Genomic DNA, 18,648 nt, shown 5'->3' on the forward strand with positions numbered 1-18,648 from the left:
CGAGAGTAGGACACTGCCAGGCACCAAATTTAAGAACCCCGCTCATCGAGCGGGGTTTTTTATTGTCTGAAAATCAGCAAATAGCCTGATAATTGCCCCGTTTTATTACTATCCCTTTGAATTCCTCGTCTTCCCCGTCTGTTTTACTCATAAAAAACGGTCGCAACAGCTTAAAATGGCGCTTTATTTCGTCGGAGATAGCCCATGTTTTGTCCAAAATGCGGCGGTCAAACCCTGCAGAGCGTCAGCCCCAAAGAGCTTCGTTGTGGCTGCGGTTTTCATTTTTTCCAGAATGTGGCGACGGCGGTAATGGTGGCGCTTTGCTGGCAGGATGAGGTGCTGGTTGCGGGGCGTGCCCGCAATCCGGGCAAGGGGTTGCTGGATCTGCCGGGAGGATTTGTCGATCCCGGCGAGTCGCTGGAGGTAGCGCTGGTGCGCGAGTTGCAGGAGGAGCTGGGACTCGATGTCAGCGCTCAACCTTTTACCTATCTTGGTTCCTTCCCCAATATCTATCCCTACGATGGCATTACCTATCACACCTGTGACACCTTCTTTGCCATCAGGCTGAGTGAAAAACCGGTCATCCAGCCGGCTGACGATGTGGCCGCCTGTCAGTGGTTGAAGATCAGCGATATCCCCTTGTCCCGCTTTGCTTTCGAGTCGACGCGCACCGCTATGGCGCGGCTGCAGCAATCCTCTTTGCAAGCCTGATCCCTGCTGATGACGATGGGGATTGGCAGCGACCATCCCTGTCTCATCCTTGTCCGCTTTTGTCTCGTAGACGCCATTCGTCAGACGGTGAGTGGTATAGTCAGCAGTGGATCCGGATTCAAGGAGCATATCGTGAAGAAGATAGTTCTCATCTTGCTCGGCATCGCCGTGGCGGCCTTGCTGGCCATAGTGACGTTGATAAGCCTTATCGACCCCAATCAATTCAAGCCCCAACTGGCTGAACAGGTGCGCAAGAGCACGGGCCGGGAACTGGTGATGGCGGGGGAGATTGACTGGCGTTTCTGGCCGAGTCTCGGCCTCTCGCTGGAGAAGGTTGCTCTGCGCAATCCGGCCGGTTTTGCCGAGCCGGATCTGGTTCGTTTCGAACAGGGGGAGGCCTCGGTTGCCCTGTTGCCGCTGCTCTCCCATCGCCTGGAGATCGGCAAGGTGACCCTGAGTGACGCCCATCTCTTTATCCAGACCAAGGCGGATGGCAGCTCCAATCTGAGCGGACTGATCAAGGATGCCACTGCTGATGCAAGCGAACCAGTCGTCCCCGCAACTCCTGCGCCAACCGCTGATAGCAAGCCCTGGCAGATCAGCTTGCAGGGTGTCGCGCTCTCCCAGGCCAGTGCGCTGGTACAGGATGATCGCAGCGGCACCTCGCTGCGACTGGATCGCCTCGATCTCGATATGGGGCAGCTGGCCACCGATCAGTGGGTACCCGTGACGCTGGCCGCCAAGGGGAGTGCCGACAAGCTCGCTTTCGACGTTAAAGGGCAGACCCAGATCAAGCTGGCGCAGGAGGTGATGGCCAGTGAACTGAAAGATCTGAGCCTCAGTGGCAGCCTGAGTGACCGGTCCCTGCGACTCGACAGTTTCTCCATCAAGGCAGACCGTCTGGCCTTGGGTGAGTGGAGCAACCTCACGTTGGCGCTGAAGGGGGCCAAGGTAGAGGGGCTGCAAGCTTCACTGGCTGGTTCGCTGGAAGGAGCACTCAAGGGACGGCTCGATAAAGAGATGAAGCTTGCCGAACTCTCCGATATGGTGCTGACCGCAGCGCTGGAAGGTGATGCGCTGCCGCGCCCGCAGATGAAGCTGAAACTGGCCGGTTTTGCCCGTGCCGAGCTCGACAAGCAATTGATTACCCTGAGCAAGCTGGTGATGAGTGCTGATGAGGCGCTGTTGAGTGGTGATGGAACCGTGCAGCTTGGCGCTGTTCCGGCAATCACCTTCGATCTCAAGGGGGAGAAGCTGGATCTCGACAAGTGGCTCGCCAAATCGGTACCGACCACGACCGCACAGGCGAAAGAGGACAAACTGGCGGTCGGTGCTTCCAATACCGCTGCAAGTGACAATAAAGCGGCAATCGGCAAGAGCGAATCTCTCTCCTCGGTTGAACCGGATCTGGGTGCGCTCAAAGGTGTGGATCTGGATGGTCGGTTGCAACTTGGCAGCCTGCGCCTGAAAGGGCTGGATCTCGGTGCTGTCGATCTGCAGGTGGTTTTGGCCAAGGGACTGCTGACGCTCAAACAGTTCAGCGCGACCGTGGCGGGCGGTCAGGTAAGCACGAAAGGGGTTCTCGACGCACGCCAGCAACCCGCCACCTACAAGGTGCACAAGCAGGTCGCCGGAGTGAACATTCGTCCCTTGCTGCAGACTCTGGCCCAGAGCGATCTGCTGGAGGGCAAGGGCGATCTCGATGTGCAGGTGCAGGGGCGCGGTCTCTCTGCGTTGGCACTGCGCAACGGGATGCGGGGCAAGGTGACCTTGAAGCTGAGCGACGGCGCCCTGCATGGCATCAACCTGCCGGAGATGATCCGCGAGGCGCGGGCCACCCTCACCGGCAAGGGGGCCGAGCAGGTGAAGGAGGCGCGCAAGACCGACTTCAGCGCCCTCACCGCCAGCTTCCAGATTGCCGATGGCATCGCCCGCAGCAAGGATATCCAGCTCTTTGCCCCCGCCTTGCGGGTCAAGGGGGAGGGGCAGACGGCGCTGGTGCCGGAGAGCCTCGACTTCCTGTTCCTCACCTCCATTGTCGAGAGCAGCAAGGGGCAGGGGGGCAAGGATGTGGACGAGCTCAAAGAGATCACCATTCCGGTGCGGATCGGCGGCCACTGGCAGGCCCCCAGCTATCAGCTCGACGTGAAGGCGCTGCTCAGCAACAACAAGCTGCTGGAGGATAAGGCGCGCAAGGAGGCTGAGCGCGGCCTCAAGAAGCTGCTGGGTGATAAGGCCGACAACGAGGCTGTCAAAGGGGTGGCTGACCAGCTGCTCAAGGGATTGTTCAAATAGGTGGCGGTTCATATGGGCTGGCGGGAGCCGCGCCAATGCCGTTAGCGGTTGACCGGATGTCAGCACCATTGAAAAATGGCGCTGACATTTTTTATGGCGCAGTGACCTGCTGCGCCTTGATCCGGAGTCCTCTCGAGTTGAACCCATGCGCCTGATCCTGCTGCTCTGCTCCCTGATCTGCTACGGCATGGCTTCTCCCGTGCTGGCCGGGCCGCTGGCAGAGCGCCTGGCGGGCGAGCTGGCCAGACAGGCTCCCGAGCAGGCGCTGCCTCTTGACGAGGTGCAGCGGCTCGACCGTCGCCTGATTGCTCCTGACTCCCTTCATCCTGCCTGGCAGCGTTATCCGCTGCGCCAGTTGCAGGCCATCTATCGCTATCAGCAGGAGTGCGGGACAGAGAAAGACTTGCCCGCCGAGTGGCTGCCACTGCTGCGGGCGCTTTGTGGCCAAGGGGCTACGCCCTCGACCCGCTGGTTTGCCGCTCACCCCATCTATCCGTTTGGTGGCTCCAGCGCTGCCCGCTGGCTGGCAGGTCATCCGGCGGCCGGGCTCGATGCTCTGCTCCATGTGCGGGAGCGGCGCGACCGGTTGGGGCTGCTTGGGGAGCTCGGCGATGACAACCTCGATGCCCTGCTGCGGGGTGAGCGCTGGCTGCTGCAATCGGGTCAGCTCTGGCTGCTTGGCGATGGGCATTGGCGCCGTTATGGCGCCGGGCAGTGGCAGCCGCTGGCCGAGCGGCTTGGTGTGACGCTGGATAGCCGGGTCGATGGCTCCTGCCAGGAGCGGATTGGGGGGATCTGCCTCAACGAGCGCCCCACGCTTGGCTGGCAGTGGTTGGCGCTGGCCAGTTCCCTTGGTTTCATCCTGCTGCTGGGGTGGGCCAGCTGGCAGCGCTGGCGCCTGCTGCGGGAGCGGCGCGTCGCGTTGCAGATGCTGACCCACGAGCTGCGTACCCCCATCATGGCGCTCTCCGGCATCAGCGAGGAGCTGCGCCACGATTTCGACCGGTTGCCCCCTTCCGCCCAGCAGAGCGTGGGGCAACTGCTGGGCAGTGTCGCCCGCCTGCATCAGCTGGCGCAGGCCAGTCGCCACTATCTGGCGGCTGAGACTCTGGAAGATGAGCGGGTGGCGGTTAGTCTCACCGAGTGGCTCACCCTGGCTTGCGAGCGGCATGACGCCATCTTCTGCCTTGAGCGGGAGATGACTCTGGCGCTCCCCTTCTACTGGCTCGATCTCGCCCTCGACAACCTGCTGCGTAACGCCAGCCAGTATGGCCGCGCGCCGGTTCGGATCTGTGCCAGCTGGCAGGCGGGGCGTTTGATCCTTGCGGTCAGCGATGGCGGCGAGCTGCCAAATTACCGGCTCGCCACCTTGCTGCACCGCGGTGCCCGCGCCGATGGTCTGGGGCTGGGGCTTGCCATCGTGCGCCATCTGCTGCGCCGTCTTGGCGGGCGCCTCACCCTATCCGGCCCGCCCACTACCTTTACCCTGACGCTGCCCTGCCAACTCTGGAGCGACCCCGAATCATGAAGACCATCTTGCTTGTCGAAGACGAGGCGCTGCTGGCGGAGAACCTGCAACGCTATCTGACCCGCGAAGGGTATCGCTGCCTCTGGTGCGACACTCTGGCTGCTGCGGAGCAGCAGTGGCTGGCGGCGGATCTGGTGCTGCTGGATCGCACCATGCCGGAGGGGGATGCCCTCGACTGGCTACCCCTGTGGCTGGCGCGCAAGGCGCTGCCGGTGATCGTGCTGACCGCCCGGGTGGAGGTGAGCGACCGGGTGGCCGGGCTCGATGCAGGGGCGCGCGACTACCTGACCAAACCCTTCTCCCACGACGAGTTGCTGGCGCGGATCCGGGCCCAGCTGCGTCAGTTGGGGGATGGCACACAGGCGGTGGGCGGCTTGCAGCTTCATCCCGCCCGGATGCAGGCGAGCTGGCAGGATGCTGAGGTGAGCTTTACCCCCACCGAGTTTGCCCTGCTCACCCTGCTGGTGCGGATGGCGGGGCGGGTGCTGAGCCGGGAGGAGATCCTCAACCGGGTGTGGGGCTATCAGGCGTTTCCCTCCACCCGCACCGTCGATACCCATATTCTGCAACTGCGCCAGAAGCTGCCCGGACTGGCCATCGAGACGGTGCGCGGCATCGGCTACCGGCTGGAGGTGCCAGCGTGAAGCGTGCAACGCTGGCTGGACAGCTGCTGGCTCTAAGCGTCGGCTTGCTGAACGCAAGCTGCGTGATGGCAACCGAACGCCTCTTGGAAACCGAACGCGCCGACCCGCTGCAACCGGCTACCTTGGCACTGTTGCAGGGGGATAACCGGCACGCCTGGCAATCTTTGCAGCAGGCGTGGCCCGCACTCAACAGCGATGCCGAGCGCCGCAACTGGCAGGGAATGCTGACTGCGCTGAGTGCCCAGCACTGCGGTAAGGATTTCCCGCTCACTCTGCCTGATGGGGTGAGCGAGCTGCGCCTTGAGCTGATCCAGCGCGATGCGCCGCTGCTGCGGGACCATCGGGTGCAGCTGACCGGGGAGGGGCCCATCACCGCCGCTGAACTTGTCGATCCCGCTGGTAGTGACCGACTGGCTGGCGCCCAGTGGGAGGCGGAAGAGAATAAAGGGGTCAGGGTCGTGGGGGCCGATCTACCGATGCCTTTACCAGTCGGGCTCTATCAGCTGCGGCTGACGGTGGCGGGCAAAGCGTGGCAGATGGCGCTGCCGCTGCCTGCAGTGCAGGATCTGGACTGGCTCTCCCGCTCGCCGCTGGCGGTGGCCAATCCCCCCGCCAATCCCGCTTCGTGCACCCCGCTCTGGCTCGATCAGGCTGTGCTGGCCCGCCCGCAATACTCCCTGCTGTGGTGGAACCGTCTGCCTCTCGATGGCAAGGTGGATTGGCCTGCCGCCACGCCCGACAGTTGGCGCACCCTCTCGCTGGTGCAAACCAGCCAGCGCGGCCAGCTGGTGTTGCAGCTGAGTCACAGTCAGGCGGGGCCGGTGGAGTGATGCCGGGGGATTGAGTCGCGGCTGGCAGCGATGGATGGGCAGCCTCAGTCACAGATTGTTTCGCTGGTGCAATAACTGTTACTTTTTGCTGATGTTATTTGCAACAATCATCCAGTGGATGGTGGTGGCTATTAAACGGGACATGGCTGAGAGGAGCCTCCGCCGCCAATCTGTGTTTAATCCTGACATTAGCCTGACAATCGCAGGCTGTTGATCTGCTGAAATGGCGATTCCCGTGTGTTATCAGGAATAACCGACCATGACTTTTCTGCCTGTGCTAACGAGCCGGATCCGCCCGCTGCTGCTGTTGATGCCGCTGTTCTCTCTGCCTGCCGAGGCGCTGACCCTGGCCAACGATCAGTGGCGTATCGAGCTGGATCCCGCCACCCTGGCGGCCGAGGCTGTGCTGCCATCTGGTAAGAACCTTGCCATCTCTGCCCCCGGCCCGCGCCAGCCGGTCACCGCCTTGCAGCAGGAGGGGGAGCGTGTCAGCTGGCTGACTCGTGCCGATGGTGAGGTGCGAGCCTCGGCCCGTCTCGAGGGCAATCGCCTGATCCTCACCCTGAGCCGTGCGAGTGCAGGCGACTTGGTGTGGCCGCGAGTGCCGGCAGGGGCGCAGGCGCTGATGCTGCCGATCCACGAGGGTTTTCGCATCCCGGTTGATCATCCCGCGTGGTGCCAGGCGCTGGCGCAGGAGTATCAGGGGATCAACACCACCGAAAACCTTACCCTGCCGCTGGTCGGGCTGGATTACGGTGATCAGCAGCTGGCGATCCTCTTTGCCAACCCCTTCAACAACCGGCTCACCTTTGCGCCCAGGAAAGATGGCATTGCCCTGACGGCGACCCATAGCGTCAATCGCCTCAATCTGGCCGACCCCTATGAGGTGGTGGTGACGCTGCAGCCGGGCAACGACTGGCTGGCGGCGGCCAAGGCCTATCGCAACTGGCTGCAGGAGCGGGGCGAGCTGGTCTCGCTCGAGAGCAAGCTGGCGGCAGTACCGGATGGCAAGCGGCTGATCGGCGCCTCTCACCTCTATCTCTGGGGCGAGCGACTGCTGGTGCCACAGGATGTGAAGAGCTGGCCCGCGCTGCGCCGCCTGATCCCCGCCGACTGGCTCAAGGGGGAGAGCAAAACGGCGCTGCAAGCTGCGGATCTCGAGCGCAACCGCTATCTGCAAAATCTGGTGCTGGCCGGAGTGGAGCAGGCGTTGGTGCTGCGCCATCCGGGTCAGCAACCGGCCGATTTCGCCGCCCGGCGCACGCTGGCGGCCACGCAACTGGGCGCTGCGCTCAACGAGCCGCAGAGCTGGGGTGATGGCAGCTCTGCCAAGATGATCGCTGCTCTCAAGCAGGCTGGACTACCCAAACTCTGGCTGGGTCTGCCCCAGTGGACCGCCGGTTTTGCTGCGCCAGAGGGGATTGAATTTGCCAAACAGGCGGGCTATCTCATCGCCCCTTACGACTCTTACGATACCGCGCTGCCGGAGGGGAATAGCCAACAGAGCTGGCTCACCGCCCAGATGGGGCAGGATAGCTATCTGCGCTGCGGCATCATGCAGGAGAACGGCCGGCGCAAGAGCGGCTTTCAAAACAGTGGCGTCTATACCAATCAGGCCTGTGTGCGCCCGGTGATGGAACAGCGCGTACCCTGGTTGCAGCAGGCGAGCCACTACAACAGCTGGTTCCTCGATGTGGCGGCGACCGGCATGGTGTTTGACGACTTCGATCCTGCCAAGCCGACCAGCCAGGCGCAGGATGCGCAAAATCGGATGGCCGGGATGGCCTGGATTGCCAAGAGTCAGGGTGTGCTGGTGGGCTCCGAGGAGGGCGGCGCGGTTGCCAACCGCACCGCGGCCTTTGCCCACGGCCCCCAGACCAGCGGTTTTGGCTGGCAGGATCCCGATATGCGCCGCAACAAGCGCTCTCCCTACTATCTGGGAGCCTGGTATCCCGACTATCAGCCCGCGTTCTTCTTTCGCCAGAGCCACCTCAAGCCCTGGTATCAGGGGCTCTACTTCGATCCGGCGCTGCGGTTGCCGCTGTTCCAGAGCGTCTTTCACGACAACATAGTGACCACCCACCACTGGACGATGGATAGCCTCAAATTCAGGGAGAGCCGTCAGGTGACCGAACTGTTGCAGCAGCTCTACAACGTGCCGCCGCTGCTCAACCTCAGTCTGGATAGTGCCAGCGTGCGTATTCCCTATCTCAAGGGGCTCGATGCCTTCTTCCGCCCGCTGCATGAGCGGCTCTACAACCAGCCGCTCACCGGTTTTCGCTGGCTCGATAAAAGAGGAGTTGTGCAGCAGAGCGAGTTTGCCGATGGTACTCGACTGATTGCCAACTTCGGTTCGGCCACCGAGCTGGCAGGGATCAAACTGGCCGCTCAAAGCGTGCTGGCGCTGCTGCCCGATGGCGGCCAGCAGCAGTTTGTCTCGCAACCGGATGGCGCCCGCTAATCTAGCGCTCTGGCTTTTATTTCATCAGAGGATGATGTGGCAGAACTTTTCATGTATAGATGAACGTTCTGCAAAATAAACGAGAGGCAGTTCTGATGATTGAGAGTGAAGTGATTAGAGAGGTAAACCATCCGGCGTGGCCGCTGGTCTGGCAGATCTATGGCGAGAGTTTTCCCCGCTACGAGCAGCGCCAGTCACAGCATCAGCCACAGAAGATGCGGGATCCTCGCTATCACTGCCAAATCTTTTATCAGGACGGCCTGCTGCTCGGTTTCATCTTCTGGTGGGCGTGCGGTGAGCAGATCTATATCGAGCATCTGGCCATCAATCCGGCGCTGCGCGGCCGCAACTACGGCAGCCGCCTGCTGGCCGAATTTTGCGAGCGGGCAGGCAAAACCGTCATTCTCGAGATCGATCCGCCAGAAGATGAGATTGCCATTCGCCGTCTGCGCTTCTATCAGGGGCTGGGTTTTTGTCTCAACGACTATGCCCATGTCCACCCGCCCTATCATCCTGACTATCAAGGTCATGCCCTGCGGGTGTTGAGCTATCCGGGGCTTCTTGAGGAAGAGGCCTATCAGCGTTTCAACCAGATGCTGGTGGAGACGGTGATGGATCACGGCTGAGCAACCGTAAGGATGCTGATTTGCCGATAAGAGCTGGGCCCGCCTGAAGCAATTCAGGCGGGCCCTTTTTCATTGCCGCTGGCGGTAATTACTCCCCCAGCAGCTTGTGCCAGACGGCGAGCACATGGCTGCGTTCGTTTTGCAGCTGATCGTCGCTCACCTTGCGGGAGATCTCCGAGAGGTTGAGGCGATGGCCGAGGTTGCGGATCTCCAGATAGGCCTGCTTCAGTCCCTCCGCCTGCTCCAGGGTCAGCACCCCCGCCATCACGCACTCGTCGAAGATGCGCACGTTATCGGACCAGCGGGTGAGGGCATCGGGCTCGCCGCAGGCGTGGGCCAACACCAGATACTGGGCGATAAACTCGATATCCACCATGCCGCCGGGGGACTGCTTGAGGTCGAACTCGTCAGCCCCCGCTTTCAGCAGGTGATCCCGCATCTTGTGGCGCATCTCGCGCACCTCGCGGGCCAGAGTCGGCAGCTCCCGCTCCCTGGCCAGCACATCGCGGCGGATGCGGGCAAACTCGGCAACGATGGCATCATCGCCATAGATGGGGCGGGCCCGCACCAGCGCCTGATGCTCCCATGTCCATGCCTCGTTTTGCTGGTACTGCTCGTAGGCCGACAGCGACGAGACCAGCAGGCCGGAGTCGCCGGAGGGGCGCAGCCGCATATCGATCTCGTAGAGAATGCCGGAGGGGGTGCGGGTGCTGAACAGGTGCAGGATCCGCTGGGCGAGGCGCAGGTAGAACTGGCGGCTGTCGATGGGCTTGCGCCCATCGGTGTAGCTGTTGGGGTCGCCGCTGTGCAGGAACACCAGATCGAGATCCGAGCCGTAACCGAGCTCGATACCGCCCAGCTTGCCATAGGCCACCACCGCAAAGCCGCGCTGGCCGCTTAACGCCACCTCGGGCGGCACCCCGTAGCGTTCGCTCATCTGGGCCCACGCCTGATTGACCACCTCTTCGGTGATCGCCTCCGCGAGCCAGGTGAGGTGGTCGCTCACCTTCATCAGCGGCAGGGCGCCGGCGATGTCGGCCGCCACGATGCGCAGCAACTGCACCTGCTTGAACTGGCGCAGCGCCTCCATCTGCTGCTCCACATCCTCCTCGGGGATGCGCAGCAGGAACTGGCGCAGCTGGGGCTTGTACTGGTCGAGCGGGGTGGGGTGGTAGAGGTGCTGGGGATCGAGCAGCTCATCCAGCAGGATGGGGTAGCGGGCCAGCTGTTCGCTCACCAGATGGCTGGCATCGCACAGCCGCACCAGCTGACGCAGGGCGCCCGGGTTTTCCGCCAGCAGTTGCAGATAGGCGCTGCGGGTGAAGATGCGGGTCAGCAGCTCACAGACCCGCTCGAACAGCCGGGCGGGCTGCTCGCTGGCGACCACCAGTCGCAGCAGCTCAGGCATCAGCCAGTCCAGCGCGATGCGCCCCTGCGGCCCCACCTGACGGCGCTTGTACTCCTCCTTGAAACGCAGCAGCGCAGCGCAGAGCGGGGCGGGCTCGGCCACCCCCTGCGCGGTCAGCAATTTTTCCAGCTCGGCGGCGTCGAGCTCGGTGCGCCACAGATCGAGCCAGAGCTGCTCCAGATGGGCGGGTGCCTCTTTCTCTTCCCCCACCACGGCGGCGAACTCTTGGTGGACGGCGGCCATCTCCTCATCCAGATAAGCCATAAAGGCGCCCCAGTCGGCAAAGCCGAGGGCCGCGATCAGCCGCTGGCGATCCCGCTCTTCGGTGGGCAGGGTCTGGGTCTGCTGATCGCCGATCTCCTGCAAGATGTTCTCGACCCGACGCAGGACGCGATAGGCCGCCAGCAGGCGATCGCAATGGGCAGATTCGAGGGCGCCACATTGGGCGATGGCGGCCAGCGCTTCGGGCAGGTGGCGCACCCGCAGCGCCGGTTCACGACCGCCGCGAATAAGCTGCAGCGCCTGGGCGATAAACTCCACTTCACGGATGCCGCCAGCCCCCAGCTTGATGTTGCCCTCCAGCCCCTTGCGGCGCACCTCGGCGGCGATCATCGCCTTCATCTGGCGCAGGCCGTCGATGACGCCAAAGTCGATATAGCGGCGAAACACAAAGGGGCGCAACATCTCGGCCAGCTCCACAGCGTGTTCGCACTGGGGCCCCAGTACCCGCGCCTTGACCATGGCGTAGCGCTCCCAGTTGCGACCGTGATGCTGGTAGTAATCCTCCATGGCTGCGAAGGAGATGGCGAGCGGCCCCGCATCGCCAAAGGGGCGTAAGCGCATATCGACCCGGAACACCTGACCATCCTGGGTGGGCTGGTGGAGGGCGTTGATGATGCGCTGGCCCAGCTTGATAAAGAACTGCTGGTTGGCGAGCTCGCGCCGTCCGCCGACCGTGTAACCGTTCTCGGGGAAGGTGAAGATAAGGTCGATATCCGAGGAGAAGTTGAGCTCGCCACCGCCGAGCTTGCCCATGCCGAGAATGAGTAGCGGCTGCGGGTTGCCATTGCCATCCATCGGGGTGCCCAGCTCGCTGCACTGTTTGGCGTAGAGCCAGTCGCGAGCGGAGCAGATGAGGGCATCCGCCAGTTTGGTGAGGTGGATAAAGCTCTCTTCCACCGCCGCATGGCCCAGCAGTTCGCGCCAGGCGATCACCAGCATGCGGCTGCGGCGGAACTGGCGCAGGATACGCTTGAGCGCCTCTTCATCGCTTACCTCGGCGAGCAGGGCGGTCAGATCGCGCTGGTAGGCGGGCCAGCGTTCGGAGCGCTCCAGATCTCCGGAGGCGAGTAGTTCGGTCAGCAACTCCGGCTGTTTGAAGAGGGAGTCGGCGACAAAATCGGAGAGGCCGAGCAGGGTCAGCAGGGTCTGGCGAACGGGCTCGGGCAGCGAGCCATAGTCGGGGGCCAGCTCGACCAGTCGCTGCCACTGGCGCTCGGCCTGTTCTTGCAGCAGGGGGGAGAGGGCGGAGAAAGAGGGAGAGTGCTGGGCCACGGTTGCCGTCCTTGTGGTTAACGAAACTGCCGGATAAAAAGCTGGCTGCCAATCTAGCACTGTCAGGCCCCCGCGTCACAGCGCAGGGGCGAGAAGCATGATCCAGAAAGGAAAATGGGTTGCTGGTGGGGATATGAAGAAAGGCCCCGCAGGGCCTTTCTGTCTATGCGCTGTGGTCACGCCAGCTTGAAGGACTGGATCTGGCTGTCGAGCTCCTTGCTGTGCTGCTCGACCAGTTCGGAGGCCTCTTGCAGTTCGCGCAGCACCACGACGGAGCCTTCGGCGATCTGCTTGACCTGCTCCAGATTGCCGCGCATCTCTTCGGCGACCGAGCTCTGCTGCTCGGAGGCCGCGGCGATGTGGCGGTTCATGTCGGCGACACCCTGTACCCGCTGCACTATGGTGGCGAGCTGGGTACCGGCCTGGGTCACCTGTTCCACCCCCTTGTCGGCCTGCTGTACGCTTTGGGCCATCAGCTCGCCAGCCTGATGGGCATTGCCCTGCAGCTGTTCGATCATCTTCTGGATTTCGACGGTGGCGGCCTGAGCCCGGTTGGCCAGTTCACGCACTTCGGAGGCCACCACGGCAAAGCCACGACCCGCTTCACCGGCGCGAGCCGCTTCGATGGCGGCGTTCAGTGCCAGCAGGTTGGTCTGCTCCGAGATGCCGCGAATGGTGTCGACCACAGAGCCAATGCGCTCGACCCCCTGCTCCACCTCGTTGACCACGGTGGCGGAGCGCTGGATGTTGCCGGAGAGGGTGTCTATGGTGCTGACGGTGTCGGCGACGCAGCGGCTCCCCTCTTCCGCCAGTTGGCTGGTTTCGGCGGTGGCGTGAGAGGCCTGATCCGCATGGGCGGCCACTTCGCGAATGGCACCGACCATCTGGCTCATGGCGCTGGCCAGCTGTTCGATCTGGGTGAACTCTTCGTTGATCGCTTCGTTGGCCTCTTCCATGCAAAGGGTCACCTGGGAGGCGATGTCGTTGAGCTCCTTGCAGGCGGCACGCTGGTTGCCAAACACCTCTTTGAGGTTCTCCTGGGAGTGGGCCACCGCCTTGGCGATGTCACCGAATTCGTCACGAGACTTGAGCAGTACCTTGTGGCTTAGGTCCCGCTTGGCGAAGCGCTCCAGCAGGCCCACCAGATAGTGCACCTGCTTGACCATCAGGCGGGAGCCGGTGAGCAGCAGGATCACGAACAGCAACCCCATGATGGCGGTCTCCATCAGGCCAGTCCAGAGCAGGCGATTGGAGATCGCATCCGCCTTGGCGGGATCGAGCCCTTCGCTGAGCAGGGTCGCTTCCAGATTGTTGGCGTCAAACCAGAGTTTTGTCAGTAGCAGGAGGGTACTGAACACCATCAGCAGCACCACTTTGGGTACCAACCGGATGTTGCTCATTCTTTTCTCCAGCAGGTTCAGCTGCATTGTCATTCTCCTTTTAAAAGCCGTTTTTTCCTTTGCCCTCAGGACTATCGGCATTATCTTCTCTTTTATTAATTTGCACTGTGCTTAAAGTTGGAAAATGTATGCGACATCACTTAACTCATCTGCGGGCGATGGATCTGCTGATGGCATTTCTGTCGATTATCTCGGTTGTGCTGGTGACGGCCCGCTGGTGGGGCCATGAGAGCCTGACACCACAGACTCTGCAGCTCTTCTATGACCTCGACAGTCTGATCTGCTACTTCTTCCTCGCGCACTTTGCTTATGGCTGGATCCGGGCCTCCGATCGCAAGGCCTATTTCAAGGCCAACTGGATCTATCTGCCGGGTAGCCTGCCGATGGCGGAGCAACTGCGCTGGGCGCGGTTGATCCAGCTGTGGCGGGTCTATCAGCTGTTCAAGGAGCACCCGGATCTCTGGGCCATGTTCCGTCGCGAGCGCAACGAGACCACCCTCTCCGGCATCCTGTTTCTGTTCTTCCTGCTGCTGGGGGTGGGCTCCGGCGTCATGTACTGGATTGAGTCAGGCCAGCCCGGCAGCCAGATTGAGACACCCTATGACGCGTTCTGGTGGACGCTGGTGACCCTCTCGACAGTGGGTTACGGGGATCTGGTGCCCAAGACCGAGGAGGGGCGCTTTGTCGCCAGCCTGCTGATCCTGTTCGGAGTGGGTCTGTTCGGTGCCATCAGCGGTTTTATGGCCAGCCTGTTTTTGCAGCCCAACAAGGGGGATGGCGAGACCGACAAGTGGCGTCATCACTACAACAACCAGCAAGAGGAGCTGCTGCGGGAGATCCGCGCCCTGCGCAGCGAGGTGCAGGAGCTGAAAAACAAGTGAGACCGCAGACGGGCAAGTTGCGAGGTGACTCGCAACTCTGCGCTCTTTATCTGGGGGGAGGTGCTTTTTCTTTGCTTGTCCTTTAACCTGCTGGCGGCTTAACATTCAACCTCTTGTCCAAACCTGAAAAAGAGAACCGATCGACCATGCGCGCCCTTCTCGGGATTTTGATCTGCTTGTGTGCCCAACAGGCACTGGCCGATACCCGTTATGTTTCAGACAACATCTTTACCTATATCCACAATGGCCCGGGTACCCAGTACCGGATCCTTGGCAGCGTCAAGGCTGGTGAACCGCTGGAGGTAAAGGCGGTGAACAGCGAGGCCGGTTTCACCCAGGTGGTGGACGGTCGTGGCCGCGAGGGGTGGATCAAAAACAGCGAACTGCAGAGCCAGATCAGCCTACGCGAGCGTCTGCCCCAGGTGGAAAAAGAGCGCGATGAGCTTAAAGATCGCCTGCAGAACCTTAACGGTGACAACGAGAAACGCTTCACCGAGAAGGATGGCCAGATCGCTGCCCAGAGCAAGGAGATCGCCGCTCTCAAGGCCCAGCTGGTCAGTCAGGGTGAGGAGATGAGCAATCTCAAAGAGCAGAATGATGCCCTGACCCAGAGCTACGACAACCAGGAGCACGACATGCAGATGGACTGGTTTATTCGTGGTGGCGCCATGGTGGGTGCCGGTATCCTGCTTGGCATCCTGCTGCCCATGCTGCCCCGTCGTCGCAGCCGCGGCGATCGCTGGATGAACTGACAGCATCTGGCTGAATGAATTGCTGAGAAGGGTCGCCGTGGCGGCCCTTCTTTTTTTGGGCGCATTGGGCGGAATGCGTGGCTGCTTTGCGATAGAGCGGCGGAGAATCGTATACAAAATGAAGTCAGATGACCCTCACGCTTGCTGGCGTATTGGCTTCAAAAGGGAATTCATGGGGGGAATGAGCGATCTTTGTTAAAGAGTGGCAACAAATTCATTTCATATAGGGTGCAACATTGTATACATTATCGGCGTTTCGGCGGCGCGTCCGCCTTTGTCGATATCAGCCCTAGGGCGTACAGGAAGACCCCATATGTTCAAAGCTACTCAAGTGCTTGCCGCTGACTATATCCCCTCCGATCTGGCCGCCCTGCGCGAAGCCATCACCCAGAACTACGTGGTGGATGAAAATGCCTATCTGGCCGAACTGTCGGCCATGCTGCCGGGGGATGGCGCCTCGCTGGAGCAGGTGACCCAGCGTGCCCGTACTCTGGTGACCAAGGTGCGCAAGGAGAGCGGCTCCGGTGACGGTATCGACGCCTTCCTGCAGGAGTACAGCCTGGATACCCAGGAGGGGATCATCCTGATGTGTCTGGCCGAGGCGCTGCTTCGGATTCCCGATGCCGAGACCGCCGACGCCCTGATCAAGGACAAGCTCTCCGGCGCCAACTGGTCATCCCATTTCCGCAAGAGCGACTCCACTCTGGTCAACGCCTCCACCTGGGGGCTGATGCTGACCGGCAAGATCATCAAGCTCGACAAAAAGCTCGACGGCAACCCGGCCAACCTGCTGGGGCGGATGGTCAACAAGCTGGGGGAGCCGGTGGTGCGCTCTGCCATGTATGCCGCCATGAAGATCATGGGCAAGCAGTTCGTACTGGGGCGTGACATGAAAGAGGCGCTCAAGGCGAGCCGCAAATCCCGCGAGCTGGGCTACACCCACACCTACGACATGCTGGGCGAGTCGGCGCTGACCATGCAGGATGCCGACAAGTATCTGACCGATTACCGCAACGCCATCGAGGCGGTGGGCAACGAGCGGATCAGCGACGGCGGCCCGGCCCCTTCCATCTCCATCAAACTCTCGGCGCTTCATCCGCGCTATGACGTGGCCAACCGCGAACGGGTGCTCGGCGAAATGTGCGAGCGGCTGGTGGGGCTGGTGCGTCTCGCCCGCGACAAGGATGTGGCCATCAGCATTGATGCCGAGGAGATGGACCGCCTCGAGCTGTCGCTGGATCTGTTCGAGCAGCTCTATCGCTCCGACGCCAACCTTGGCTGGGGCAAGCTCGGCATGGTAGTGCAGGCCTACTCCAAACGCGCCCTGCCGGTACTCTGCTGGCTCACCGCCCTGGCCCGCGAACAGGGTGACCTCATTCCGGTTCGCTTGGTAAAAGGCGCCTACTGGGACAGCGAACTGAAATATGCCCAGCAGGCGGGCCTGCCCGGCTACCCGCTCTTTACCCGCAAGGCGGGCACCGATATCTCCTACCTCGCCTGCGCCCGCTACCTGCTGAGCGAGCCGACTCGCGGTTTTATCGCCCCCCAGTTTGCCACCCACAATGCCAATACCGTGGTCAGCATTCTGGAGATGGCCGGTGATCGCCAGTTTGAATTCCAGCGTCTGCACGGCATGGGGGAGGAGCTGCACAACGCCGTGCTGAACGACAATCCCGGCCTGCACTGCCGCATCTATGCGCCGGTCGGTGCGCACAAGGATCTGCTGCCCTATCTGGTGCGCCGCCTGCTGGAGAACGGGGCCAACACCTCCTTCGTTCACAAGCTGGTGGATCCCAACACCCCGGTGGACTCGCTGGCCGAGCATCCGCTGCGCACCCTCAAGCGCTACTCCGGCTTTGCCAACGACCGCATTCCGCAGCCGGTGAACCTCTTCAGCGACCGCAAGAACTCCAGCGGCGTCAACATGAACATCCTCTCCATCCAGCGCCCCTTCTTCGCCCGCTTGAAAGAGCTGGAGAGCAAGCAGTGGCTGGCAGGGCCCATCGTCGATGGCGAGACCCTCAAGCGCAGCGAGGCACGCACCGTGTTGAGCCCGCAGGATGTGAGCCTCACCGTCGGCAAGATCCACTGGGCCGACGAGCAGGCGGTGGAACAGGCTTTGGCATCCGCCCACGCCGCCTTCCCGCGCTGGCGCGAAACCCCGGTGAGCGAGCGGGCCGCCGCGCTGGAGAAGCTGGCGGATCTGCTGGAAGCGAACCGCGAGCAGTTTGTCTCTCTCTGTACCCGCGAGGCGGGCAAGCTGCTGCAAGATGGCATCGACGAGGTGCGTGAAGCGGTGGATTTCTGCCGCTACTACGCGGTGCAGGCCCGCAGCCTGATGGGGCAGGCGACCCTGCTGCCCGGTTACACCGGTGAGCAGAACGAGCTGTTCCTGCAGGGGCGCGGCGTCTTTGTCTGCATCAGCCCGTGGAACTTCCCGTTGGCGATTTTCCTCGGCCAAATCGCTGCGGCGCTGGCCACCGGCAACACCGTCATCGCCAAACCGGCGGAGCAGACCGGCCTTATCGCCCATCTGGCGGTGACTCTGGCCCATCAGGCCGGTATTCCGGGCGACGTGCTGCAACTGTTGCCCGGTGACGGCGCCACCGTGGGGGCCAAGCTGACGGCGGATCCGCGCATCGGCGGCGTCTGCTTCACCGGCTCCACCGAGACCGCCAAGCTCATCAACATGACCCTGGCCCAGCGCGATGGCGCCATCTTGCCGCTCATCGCCGAAACCGGCGGTCAGAACGCCATGATCGTCGACTCCACCGCGCTGCCGGAGCAGGTGGTGCGCGACGTGGTAAGCGCCGCCTTCCAGAGCGCCGGTCAGCGCTGCTCGGCCCTGCGGGTGCTCTACCTGCAGGAGGAGATCGCAGAGCGGGTGCTGGAGATCCTCACCGGCGCCATGCAGGAGCTGAAAGTGGGCAACCCGGCCGAGCACAACACCGATGTCGGCCCGGTGATCGATGCCGATGCCAAGGCGGGGCTGGATGCCCACCTCGCCTACATGATCCCGCGTGCTCGCCTGATTGCCCAGGCGCCGATGCCCGCCGCGACCATGGAGGGACACTTCGTCCAGCCGACCGCGCTGGAGATCGGCTCCATCCGCGAGCTGGCCAAGGAGCAGTTCGGCCCCATCCTGCACGTGGTGCGCTACGCCACCCGGGATCTGGACAAGGTGATCAGCGACATCAACGGCACCGGCTACGGCCTGACGCTGGGGATCCACAGCCGCAACGAATCCCACGCCGAGGAGCTGGCGAGCCGCATCAACGTGGGTAACGTTTACATCAACCGCAACCAGATCGGCGCCATGGTCGGGGTGCAGCCGTTCGGCGGGCAGGGGCTCTCCGGCACCGGCCCCAAGGCGGGTGGCCCTCACTATCTCGGGCGGTTTGTTACCGAGAAGACCCGTACCATCAACACCACTGCAGTGGGCGGCAACGCCTCCCTGTTGGCGATGGGCGATGCCTGATCCGCTTCGATAGAGGCCGGATACGGGATGCCGGATAACAGCGGGCCGCCTCAGGGCGGCCCCTTTATTTGCGCCATCCG

12 protein-coding genes are annotated in these 18,648 nt (G+C 62.4%); 10 read left to right on the forward strand and 2 right to left on the reverse strand.

Annotated features, from left to right (window positions below):
• Positions 1 to 204 precede the first annotated feature (204 nt).
• From AB5Y99_RS17850 to AB5Y99_RS17880, 7 genes are all read left to right on the forward strand, one after another.
• Positions 205 to 711 (forward strand): NUDIX domain-containing protein, encoded by a 507-nt coding sequence (locus AB5Y99_RS17850; protein WP_107683479.1) that lies wholly within the window; start codon positions 205 to 207, stop codon positions 709 to 711.
• Between the two features lie 132 nt (positions 712 to 843).
• Positions 844 to 3,006 (forward strand): AsmA family protein, encoded by a 2,163-nt coding sequence (locus AB5Y99_RS17855; protein WP_368210341.1) that lies wholly within the window; start codon positions 844 to 846, stop codon positions 3,004 to 3,006.
• Positions 3,007 to 3,151: 145 nt separating this feature from the next.
• Positions 3,152 to 4,534, forward strand: coding sequence for a DUF3404 domain-containing protein (locus AB5Y99_RS17860; RefSeq protein ID WP_368210344.1), 1,383 nt, complete (start codon positions 3,152 to 3,154; stop codon positions 4,532 to 4,534).
• The gene (locus AB5Y99_RS17865) at positions 4,531 to 5,178 is read left to right on the forward strand and encodes a response regulator transcription factor (RefSeq protein ID WP_058058526.1); all 648 of its coding nucleotides are present in this window, start codon (positions 4,531 to 4,533) and stop codon (positions 5,176 to 5,178) included. The genes AB5Y99_RS17860 and AB5Y99_RS17865 overlap by 4 nt, the downstream gene beginning before the upstream one ends.
• Positions 5,175 to 6,008 carry a DUF2861 family protein gene (locus AB5Y99_RS17870; RefSeq protein WP_368210346.1) on the forward strand — a complete coding sequence of 278 codons (834 nt, stop codon included), beginning with the start codon at positions 5,175 to 5,177 and terminating at the stop codon, positions 6,006 to 6,008. The genes AB5Y99_RS17865 and AB5Y99_RS17870 overlap by 4 nt, the downstream gene beginning before the upstream one ends.
• A 259-nt stretch (positions 6,009 to 6,267) precedes the next feature.
• Entirely contained in the window at positions 6,268 to 8,469 is a 2,202-nt protein-coding gene (locus AB5Y99_RS17875) for a glycoside hydrolase (protein ID WP_368210349.1), read from the forward strand.
• Between the two features lie 95 nt (positions 8,470 to 8,564).
• Positions 8,565 to 9,095, forward strand: coding sequence for a GNAT family N-acetyltransferase (locus tag AB5Y99_RS17880; protein ID WP_279505774.1), 531 nt, complete (start codon positions 8,565 to 8,567; stop codon positions 9,093 to 9,095).
• 88 nt (positions 9,096 to 9,183) lie between these two features.
• On the opposite strand, the gene glnE is transcribed toward AB5Y99_RS17880, so the two are convergent.
• Both glnE and AB5Y99_RS17890 read right to left on the reverse strand, forming a co-directional pair.
• Positions 9,184 to 12,057, reverse strand: a complete 2,874-nt coding sequence (glnE, locus tag AB5Y99_RS17885; protein WP_368210351.1) for a bifunctional [glutamate--ammonia ligase]-adenylyl-L-tyrosine phosphorylase/[glutamate--ammonia-ligase] adenylyltransferase — start codon at positions 12,055 to 12,057, stop codon at positions 9,184 to 9,186.
• A gap of 176 nt (positions 12,058 to 12,233) precedes the next feature.
• The gene (locus AB5Y99_RS17890; protein ID WP_368210353.1) at positions 12,234 to 13,484 is read right to left on the reverse strand and encodes a methyl-accepting chemotaxis protein; all 1,251 of its coding nucleotides are present in this window, start codon (positions 13,482 to 13,484) and stop codon (positions 12,234 to 12,236) included.
• 101 nt (positions 13,485 to 13,585) lie between these two features.
• On the opposite strand from AB5Y99_RS17890, the gene AB5Y99_RS17895 reads away from it, so the two are divergent.
• From AB5Y99_RS17895 to putA, 3 genes are all read left to right on the forward strand, one after another.
• Complete coding sequence (locus AB5Y99_RS17895; protein ID WP_005354446.1) at positions 13,586 to 14,338, forward strand: potassium channel family protein; 753 nt, start codon at positions 13,586 to 13,588, stop codon at positions 14,336 to 14,338.
• 146 nt (positions 14,339 to 14,484) lie between these two features.
• Positions 14,485 to 15,090 carry a TIGR04211 family SH3 domain-containing protein gene (locus tag AB5Y99_RS17900; RefSeq protein WP_005335443.1) on the forward strand — a complete coding sequence of 202 codons (606 nt, stop codon included), beginning with the start codon at positions 14,485 to 14,487 and terminating at the stop codon, positions 15,088 to 15,090.
• A gap of 313 nt (positions 15,091 to 15,403) precedes the next feature.
• Positions 15,404 to 18,568 (forward strand): bifunctional proline dehydrogenase/L-glutamate gamma-semialdehyde dehydrogenase PutA, encoded by a 3,165-nt coding sequence (putA, locus tag AB5Y99_RS17905; protein ID WP_368210355.1) that lies wholly within the window; start codon positions 15,404 to 15,406, stop codon positions 18,566 to 18,568.
• Positions 18,569 to 18,648: the final 80 nt, after the last annotated feature.

It is taken from the genome of Aeromonas sp. R4-2, from assembly GCF_040908295.1.
Classification (GTDB): domain Bacteria; phylum Pseudomonadota; class Gammaproteobacteria; order Enterobacterales; family Aeromonadaceae; genus Aeromonas; species Aeromonas veronii.